The organism is Pseudomonas sp. ABFPK, assembly GCF_001586765.1.
GTDB classification, from domain to species: Bacteria; Pseudomonadota; Gammaproteobacteria; order Pseudomonadales; family Pseudomonadaceae; genus Aquipseudomonas; species Aquipseudomonas asiatica.
In genome coordinates, this window is the sequence record NZ_LQXW01000066.1 from 1 (window position 1) to 2,705 (window position 2,705).

Here is a 2,705-nt window from a genome sequence, read left to right on the forward strand (position 1 = left end):
ACCGCTTGAAGGACAAGAGGAAGGCGGGAGTGGTCAGGAAAAATTCCAAACCCGAATGATCCAGGTGGGTCAGTATTACTTTGGTGATTCAGGGGTAAAGTGGGTCAGTTTTCAGTTGGTGTTGACAGCGCCTTCGGTTAATGGCTGAGCATCGTTTTCAGGCTGTCACTGACTACCAGTTGCACGCCCTCGGCGGCCCCGCTGAGAAAGGTCATTAGCTGAGAAAGGTCATTAACAGATGGCTTACCCTAAGCAGCAAGGTGTCGAATTTGCATTTTGCCCGCTGCTCAGCGTCGACTTGGAGAAAGGTATGAGGCCCAGTGACGCGATACGAGGAAGGGAAGGGGAGATTCGGCGCCTCATTGAGGCCTATGGCTTTATTGAGCCCAAACTCTTCGGCTCTGCCGCTCGAAGCGATGACCACGATGGGAGTGACCTTGATCTGCTCGCCACCATCCCTCCAGAAATGGCTGGCAAGATTTCCTTGTTCGACATCGCCGAGCTTGAAGACAAGCTTCAGGCATTGGTGGGCGTGCCGGTCGACTTCCACGTTCGCAACAACATGCCTGAGCACCTCAGGCCATCCATTGACCGGGAGATGGTTACGCTCTAGCTGTGAACATGCTTGCGATGATCCTGGCGTCGAGCAGGGCATGGTGAGGCAGTTCTTCCCCATCGTTCGTCGCGGTCAGGGTCGTGGCATCAGTGGGGAAATTCCTGACGTTCTGGGGCCATCTCCCATCGTCATAGGCGAGCTCGCAGAACAGCTCCCAGTCGTAGGCAGGTGCGTCTGTGACAATCTCGAGCTCTTCGTCATAGGTTGCCAGGAACCGCAGGAGCGCCGCTCTGGCCTCGATGATTGGCATGGCGTACTCACCACCCCACAACTGCGGCAGTATGATCTCTTTCACGAAATCACTGCAGTCTTCTTCTCGCCACGCGTCGATCACTTCCACGTAGAATTCCCGACGATCCTGGCCAACCAGAGCCAGGGAGATCAGCTTTGCCTGCGCGGTGAGCTGAGTGAACTCACAATCGAGAAAGAGCCTCATCTGTTGGAACCTCTGCAATGACTAGGGCCCGCCTGAAATTGTCCCAGGAAGGCTGCCTGTGGGAAATCGCCTTGGCGTATTTCGGCCCCGAAAAGCTGTTGGAAACGATTGTAGATCTGTGGGATGGTGCGAGCCCTCCCGCCAGGCCGACCGTCGAGCACCTGTCGACCGACACGCTACCCGCAGATGTCGTGAATATACTGAAAATTGCCCAGGTGCGAGTCGGGGCCCTCGTTCCAGGTCGCGTGCCTGTACCAGGTGTTGTCACGTTGTACGCCCGGAATGCCAATGACCTCGCCGATGGGATCCTGGCAAGACTGCCGAGAGGCGAGCTCACCCGTACCTTGCGGGGATCGCAGTTAGAAGTCGAACTTGGCCTGTGACGTCCACCTGCGGCAGGGAGAAGTGATGTGACGATTGATCATCGACTGCGGAACCTGGAGATCGCGAGGCGCAGAGCGCTGTGGGCACTTGCCGACCTGCAGCCTGGAGACGCCCGCGCTGAAAAGGTGCTGGCTGAACTCGACGAGGTTGACCAGGGCCTGCAAGACGTTGTGAACGGTTATCAGCTCTCGGCCCAGGAGCTCGTCGATGTCGTCATCACGAAGCTCTACAGCGGCGTCCAGCTGGTCGTCGAGGACAGCATCCCCGAGCCATGGCTGCAGCGCTTCCAAGCGGCAAGTGTTGGCTCTACCCGCCTGGCAGAGGGGCCCTATCTGCGCGACTTCGAGAAGTTCGTGGCCGTGTGGCACCAGGAGCTTGAGCACCTGCGCGCCCATCGCAGTAAGAGGTCGCGATGAAGAGAACGATCCTGGGCATGGCAGAGGCCGGCGAGCAGCTCTTGCAGCAGGCTCTCCAAGCCATCCGAGCCCATCAGCAGGCGGTGGATGAAGGGAGGTCTGCCGAGGAGATCGAAAGGCTCCGTCTTGAGGCTGACCACCTGTATCAAACCGTCATCGACTATCAGTCGCACAAGGCTGGCACGCTTGGGCAGTCAGTTCACTGATTGCAGTGATCTCCAGACGCGACGGACTCGTTTAGTGAAGAGATCGGCTTGATCTCGTGCCCGCTTTGGCCACGTACTGGTAGGTGCCGACGATGTTTTTCGAGAAGGTGTATGAATCGCCCCTGGTTTCGTAGACACCTCCAAGCCTCATAATGAGGCCCAAATAGGAGGTGCCATGAGTCGTCAGCGTTACCCCGAAGAATTCAAGATCGAAGCGGTCAAGCAAGTGACCGAGAAAGGCAATCCTGTCGCCGATGTTGCCCAGCGCCTGGGCATGTCTGTTCACAGCCTCTACGCCTGGATCAAGCTCTACAGCAAACCCCAAGAGCAGCGTCAGCAAGACGATGAGCAGCAAGCCGAACTGCGCAAGCTTCGCGCAGAACTCAAGCGCGTGACTGAAGAGCGAGACATCTTAAAAAAGGCCGCCGCGTACTTTGCCAAGGAGTGCAACTGAAGTACGCCTTCATCAAAAAGCACTCGACGCATTACCCGGTGCGGCGCCTTTGCCAAACCCTCAAGGTGCGGATTCCACGGTCATCTGGCCACCCATTCCATAAGCATCTGACCACCGATTCCACGGTGATCCGGCCACCCATTCCACGCGTATCCGACCACTGATTCCACGGTCATCCGGCCACTCAACCGGG

The 2,705-nt window shown here is 57.5% G+C and carries 5 protein-coding genes and 1 pseudogene; 5 read left to right on the top strand and 1 reads right to left on the bottom strand.

Going from position 1 to position 2,705, the window contains the following annotated elements:
- Nucleotides 1–238 precede the first annotated feature (238 nt).
- Complete coding sequence (locus tag WM94_RS25580; RefSeq protein ID WP_256207059.1) at nt 239–613, top strand: nucleotidyltransferase family protein; 375 nt, start codon at nt 239–241, stop codon at nt 611–613.
- On the opposite strand, the gene WM94_RS25585 is transcribed toward WM94_RS25580, so the two are convergent.
- Complete coding sequence (locus tag WM94_RS25585) at nt 603–1,052, bottom strand: 3'-5' exoribonuclease (protein WP_061552421.1); 450 nt, start codon at nt 1,050–1,052, stop codon at nt 603–605. The two genes, WM94_RS25580 and WM94_RS25585, sit on opposite strands and share 11 nt — an antisense overlap.
- A 17-nt stretch (nt 1,053–1,069) precedes the next feature.
- On the opposite strand from WM94_RS25585, the gene WM94_RS25590 reads away from it, so the two are divergent.
- The 4 genes and pseudogenes from WM94_RS25590 to WM94_RS29865 all read left to right on the top strand — a co-directional run.
- Nucleotides 1,070–1,435, top strand: coding sequence for a hypothetical protein (locus WM94_RS25590; protein ID WP_061552418.1), 366 nt, complete (start codon nt 1,070–1,072; stop codon nt 1,433–1,435).
- 27 nt (nt 1,436–1,462) lie between these two features.
- On the top strand, nt 1,463–1,852 hold the full coding sequence (locus WM94_RS25595; protein ID WP_061552419.1) for a hypothetical protein: 390 nt from the start codon (nt 1,463–1,465) through the stop codon (nt 1,850–1,852).
- Nucleotides 1,849–2,058: a hypothetical protein gene (locus tag WM94_RS25600; RefSeq protein ID WP_061552420.1), complete on the top strand. Its 210-nt coding sequence runs from the start codon at nt 1,849–1,851 to the stop codon at nt 2,056–2,058. The genes WM94_RS25595 and WM94_RS25600 overlap by 4 nt, the downstream gene beginning before the upstream one ends.
- Before the next feature lie 175 nt (nt 2,059–2,233).
- Nucleotides 2,234–2,580, top strand: a pseudogene (locus WM94_RS29865) (transposase); the annotation flags it as partial.
- Between the last annotated feature and the right edge of the window lie 125 nt (nt 2,581–2,705).